We start from the raw sequence: 6,149 nt of genomic DNA, 5'->3' as shown, positions 1-6,149 counted from the left end.
GGGACGGCAGCAGGGCTTTACAATACAGTCTGTTCCAGCCCCAAGTACAGCCTTTCATGGGACGGTATGTCCTTGCTGCCTTTCCGTAAACATTATTCGGAGCCCGGGGGCGGCCGCCGAACGATACGACCGCATTTTAATGTCCCGCCTTGGGCGGGAGAAAGAGACCCCCACGCGCGTCCGGAAATTTCCGGGATTTACATACCTTTTTTGGTTGCGGCCGTCAGGCCGCCTTGGGAATTATTGCTTGAATGATAAGGTGTTCCGTCGTATGTTCTCAGCCGGCACCCATTGAACTCAGGGTTTCGCCCCAATTTGGAATAGTGGAACGATGGAACACCGGAAGCATGGGGTAAGAGGGATGAAGAGCACCGGGAAGCCGTATTTACGGCGTGATTCAGTGTTCATTTCCTTTCCATGGCTCCGGTATAGATCATTCCGGTTCCACGGCACAGAGAACCTTCAGAGGCAATGCAGGATTCGACGGGCGTAGAATTTTTTGAGACGATAGCAGCGGATTTCCCTCCAAGGAATGCATAACAACAAAGGTTTGCGCCGGGCTAAGGTCAACCAGGCGTCCATGACTTCAAATATCTGCAATTTCAACTACTTGCAACCAATAAATGGAGTTTGTTATGATAACGCTGAACATTGAGCAGGAAATGATACTTGCCACTGTACGGGAGATTGTACAGAACACCATAAGACTTAGGGCCGCTGAAATCGACGAGAAGGCGGAATTTCCATGGGACACGGTCAGGATATTTTCCGAAAACGGGGTGTTGGCGCCCTTGCTTCCCGAGAAATACGGAGGCATCGGACTTGCGTATCTGACCTTTTCCATGATCCTTGAAGAAATCGCCAAGGCCTGTGCCTCGTCGGCCCTCATCCTGATTGCGCAGGCCGACGGCATGCTCCCGATCCTCTGCGCCGGAAGTGAATCGCTGAAACAGAGAATTCTTCCCGGATTGGCAAGAGGGGGGCTGGCCGCATTCGCCGCCACAGAGCCCGGGGCCGGATCGGATATCCTTTCCATGACGACCCGTGCGGCTCGGAAGGGAGATGTTTATGTCCTTAACGGTCAAAAGTGTTTTATTACAAACGGGAGCCTTGCCGATGTGGTGACGGTGTACGCATTCACGGATCGTGAAAAGAGGTCAAAGGGGATTACCGCCTTTGCTGTGGAGAAGGGAACCCCGGGCCTGCATTATGGAAAAAATGAGAACAAGATGGGCATGCGCGGATGTGTGAATTCTCAATTGTTTTTCGAAGACATGGAAGTTTCGACAGAGAATGTTATCGGCCATGAAGGAGGGGGGATCGGCAGTATGATGGCGGCACTGGATACCAGCAGGCTTTTTTCCGCGTCCCAGGCGGTCGGACTGGCGCAGGGAGCCGTTGACGAGGCGGTGGCCTATGCGAGGCAGCGGGTTCAGTTCGGAAGGCCGATCGCCGAAATGCAGGCCATCCAGTTCATGATTGCCGATATGACTGCGGGAACGGATGCGGCACGGCTCCTCACTTATCAGGCAGCCCGCCACCTGGATAGGAAGGACGCCAAGCTTGGCCCTCGATCCTGCGCCATGGCCAAATTTTTCGCTTCAGACAATGCCATGAAGGTAACCACCGATGCGGTACAGGTCATGGGGGGGTACGGATATATGAAGGACTATCCGGTGGAACGAATGATGCGCGATGCCAAGCTCATTCAGATCTACACCGGCACGAATCAGATCATGCGGCTGGTCGCCGCGAGAGAGATTTTCGGGAAATAGCCGGATCGCTCGCCATGCAGGATCCCGGGATACGGAACGCGCTTCGGGCCGGGCAGAAAATACCGGTGCGGCAATAGGCCGTTTCCAGCCTCAAACCCGCTGACTATGCAGGTTCTCACCTTGACATTCCCGCTGATTTCATCTATAAGTTTTTAAGTGGATATGTTCCCGGGTGAGTTGTTAACCCTTTCCAATATGGGGGGAACCAATATGGATACATCCAACAGAATTCAACTGACAGTTCTGGACCAGATAGCGAATGCCGACAGGGTAAGAAAAAAGATTATCGATGCGGCAAGTGCCCTGTATGTCAAAAAGGGCTTCAATGCCACCTCAATTCAGGAAATTTCCGAAGCATCAGGGGTCAGCCTGCCGGTCACTTATCATTATGTCAAGCAGAAGTCGGCAATTATGCGGATGATCATGGAAGATGTGTTGAATATCTTCCGGGAGAACCTTCTCCGGATGATCCATGGAATCGAGGATCCCATAGAGAAACTGACCATTGCAGGAAGACTCTATTTTAAGGTGGTTGACCAGCAGAGGGAGAAGGCCCTCCTCATCTATCAGAAGTCCAACTCCCTTGACAAGGCCTCCAAGGCCCGCATTATGGAATTGGAGGTGGAAGTCAGCAAGATATTTGGTGAAATGATCCAGGAGGGGATAGATTTAGGCGTTTTCAAGAAGGTGGATGTGGATCTGGCAGCCTACAATATCATTATTGCCGCCCATATGTGGGTCCTGAAGCATTGGCACTTCAAGAACCGTCTTACCCTTGATAAATATATCGACCTTCAATTATCCAATATCCTCGATATGCTCAAAATATAGACGATCTTCGGGTCGTGACAACGTATTTAATTAAAACAACACCCCTGGGAGTTTCTGTCCGATCCAGGGGGATCGACGCGCAATGAAGTTACTGGAGATACTTAATGAAGACACATACCGTTCATTTTCTCCCGGCTGATATATCTGTTGAAGTGGAAGAAGACGCGACCATTGCCGAGGCGGCCCAACGTGTCGATGTATTTATAAATAACCTTTGCGGCGGCGAAGGGGTGTGCGGCAGGTGCCGCGTTCAGGTCCTAAGAGGGCGGGCCGAGGCTGAAGAGCATGCGAAGAGCTTTTTTTCTCCGGATGAGATCACAAAGGGATATGTCCTCGCCTGTCAGACTCGGATCCATGACGACCTGGAGGTCGTGATCCCCCCTGAATCGAGGATGGAAGACTCGAAAATCATGATCGGAGGCGCCACACAGGAAACCGGCATGATGGAGCTCAGGCCCATCGTCAAAAAGATCTATCTGGAGCTGCCGCCCCCGACCAGTGAGGACAATGTTCCGGATATCGAACGGATATCCAGGGAATTGCGCAAACAGTTCGGATGGCACGCCTTTGATATCTCTTTGGACTGTTTACAGAATCTTTCCGACAAGCTGCGGCAGAATGACTGGAAGATTACCGTAACCCTGGCAAGGAAGGGAGATGGCTACCGCATCCTGAAGATAGACCCGCTCGATACTTCTCAGGCGAATTACGGCGTGGCCGTTGACGTGGGTACCACCACGGTCGTCGTACAATTGGTGGATCTGAATACAGGGAGGCTGATCGGCTCCGAAGGGTGCCACAATCAACAGGCGAGCTATGGTGAGGACGTTATATCGAGGGTGATCTTTGCCTGCGGAAAGGGGGGGCTGGAACCGGTCCAGAAAGCGGTGATCAAGAATATCAATCAGCTCATCAGAAAAGTGTGCAAAGAAAAGGATGTCCCTATTGATGACATCAATGCCATAGTAGCGGCGGGAAACACCACCATGAGCCATTTTTTGCTGGGCCTCTCTCCCTGTTCTATCCGGCTGGATCCCTATGTCCCAACAGCCGATGAATTTCCCCTGATCCATGCCGAGGAAGTCGGCATCCAGATTAATCCGCGCGGCATTCTTCAGACAATCCCCTGTGTGGCCTCCTATGTGGGCGGCGATATTGTGGCAGGCGTCATGTCCTGCGGGATCCCTGAACATGAAGAGGTAAGGGGCCTGATCGATATCGGCACAAATGGTGAGATCGCCATCGGCAATAAGGACTGGCTCATCTGCTGTTCGGCTTCGGCCGGCCCGGCCTTTGAGGGGGGCGGAACCCGTTGCGGCATGCGTGCCATAAAAGGGGCTATTGAAAAGATCGCTATTTCAGAGGGGGAACTTCACTACCAGACCATCGAGGGTGCCAAGCCACGGGGGATCTGCGGCTCAGGCCTGATCGACTGCATCTATGAACTTGTCAAAAACGGCATTATCGATCCGAGTGGAAAATTTCATAGAGACCGCAAAGATGACCGGCTGAGGATTGAGGAAAACGTTCCGGAATATATCATCGCCTTTCCGGAGGAAACCGAATCGGGCACGGCGGTTACCATTGCGGAGTCGGACATCGACAACCTCATTAAATCGAAAGGCGCGGTTTTTGCCGCCATCAAGTCTCTGACCGACTACATCGGACTCGGATTTGATATGATAGAGACCTTTTATGTCGCCGGTGGGTTTGGCAGTTTCATGGACATTTCCAAGTCCATTGCCATCGGTCTCCTGCCGGATATTCCAAGGGAAAAGATACAGTTTATCGGAAACAGCTCGTTGACAGGGGCCCGTATGTCCCTCCTTTCAGAATCGGCCATGGAAACCTGTATCAACATATCAAGATCAATGACCAATATCGAACTCTCCACCTATCAGCCCTTTACAGATGAGTATATTGCGGCCCTGTTCTTACCGCATACCAACCGGAAACTCTTTCCTTCTGTGGCGTATTGACGCAGAGAGGCCTCCTTGAGGCTCGGAAAATCGCTTTGGACAGGTGCGCAGGTCACAAGAGAGAATGGGAGAAGCGTTTTTAATGTGTTGTCGTCACTTTCCAATGCGATCCATTGACAATCAGATCTTTCACTCTTATAATCTGAGAATTAATATATTTAATATAATCTAAGGAATTTTGTTTTCTCTATGATATCGGGCGGAACGCGAAGTCAGACGGTCTTTGCAGAAGTTGCGATCTGCCTCCTTTTTTGAACACGATTGTATTGGGCTGGAACCGAGGTATTCGAGAGGCGATACCTTGGAAGATTGAGGTAAAATAAATAGTGTTAAATTTGAAAGGAGGAAAGAGTATGACAAAAAATGTTCTTAAGGTGTTTCTGTGTGTGGCCGGGGCCTTGTTGCTTTTCAGTTGCGCCGCCCCAAAAGAGGTTCCCACGTTTACCCCTCAAAATCTCAACCCGATGCTCCAATCAGGGGACTATGTAAAAAAGGTTGACAACTTCGTCGTCATTTTAGACAAATCAGGATCCATGGGCGACCTCTACAAAGGGGAGAAGAAACTGGATACTGCAAAACGTCTGGCGGCTTGGATGAATCACTCCATTCCGGATCTCAAGATGACCGGAGCACTCAGGATTTTTGGCAGGACAGCCCTTTTTGATAATGAGCTGACCAAACTTTATTGGGGCCCGGCCCCGTATGAAAAGAGCGCCCTTGACGCAGGGTTAAACAAGGTCGGCTACAGTGTGGGCGACAGCCCGCTGAATCAGGCCTTTGATGCGACGGCCCAGGACTTTAAATCGGCTCAGGGCGATATCGCGGTAATCGTCTTCACCGATGCCAACAAAGATTTCATGCTTTATGATGCCGTTAAAAAGTCGGCGGCAGATTTGAAAGCGCATTACGGAAACCGGCTTTGCATCTATCCCGTGCAGATAGGCGACAATCCCGACGGCAAGGCACTTCTTGAACATGTGGCGCAGACAGGTCAGTGCGGAACCTATGTCACCGGGGACCAGATCGCGTCCCCTGCGGGGATGGCCGATTTCGTGACAAGGGTTTTTCTGAAAAAGGCCCCGCCCAAACCCGCACCGGTAGTCGTGGAAAAGGTCGTCATTCTGGATTCCGACGGCGACGGTGTTCCCGACAATTTGGATAAGTGCCCGGGAACCCCCAAAGGCGCAAAGGTCAACGCGGACGGATGCTGGGTCATTGACAATGTGCTGTTTGATTTTGACAAGTACAACATTAAACCGCAATTCTCCCACCTGTTAGATGAAGTTGCTGTGGTATTCCAAAACAATCCGGGCCTCAGGGCGCAGATCGAAGGGCATACGGACAGCATCGGTACTGAAGCCTATAACCTGAAGCTATCCATGAGAAGGGCCAATGCCGTGGTAGACTATCTGGTCCGGAAGGGCGTTGGCAAAAACCGACTTTCCGCGGAAGGATTCGGGTTCTCACAACCGATCGCCACCAACGAGACGGCAGAAGGACGGGCCTTGAACCGGAGGGTCCAAATTGTGCCTGTCCCATAGGGGTGCGGCAGAAACTGCGCTGT

Annotated in this window: 4 protein-coding genes; all 4 read left to right on the top strand. The window is 51.6% G+C overall.

The annotated features are described in order from the left end of the window. Positions 1-635: 635 nt before the first annotated feature. On the top strand, positions 636-1,775 hold the full coding sequence (locus tag K9N21_02420; GenBank protein MCF8142754.1) for an acyl-CoA dehydrogenase family protein: 1,140 nt from the start codon (positions 636-638) through the stop codon (positions 1,773-1,775). Between the two features lie 210 nt (positions 1,776-1,985). Beyond that, positions 1,986-2,606, top strand: coding sequence for a TetR/AcrR family transcriptional regulator (locus K9N21_02415; protein MCF8142753.1), 621 nt, complete (start codon positions 1,986-1,988; stop codon positions 2,604-2,606). A 104-nt stretch (positions 2,607-2,710) separates the two neighbouring features. Continuing rightward, a complete protein-coding gene (locus K9N21_02410) occupies positions 2,711-4,585 on the top strand; it encodes an ASKHA domain-containing protein (protein MCF8142752.1) in 1,875 nt (624 codons plus the stop codon). A 353-nt stretch (positions 4,586-4,938) separates the two neighbouring features. Further along, the gene (locus tag K9N21_02405) at positions 4,939-6,126 is read left to right on the top strand and encodes an OmpA family protein (GenBank protein MCF8142751.1); all 1,188 of its coding nucleotides are present in this window, start codon (positions 4,939-4,941) and stop codon (positions 6,124-6,126) included. Positions 6,127-6,149: the final 23 nt, after the last annotated feature.

This window comes from Deltaproteobacteria bacterium (assembly GCA_021737785.1).
In the GTDB taxonomy this organism is placed as follows: domain Bacteria; phylum Desulfobacterota; class DSM-4660; order Desulfatiglandales; family Desulfatiglandaceae; genus AUK324.
This window is presented reverse-complemented; position numbering and strand designations above follow the sequence as displayed.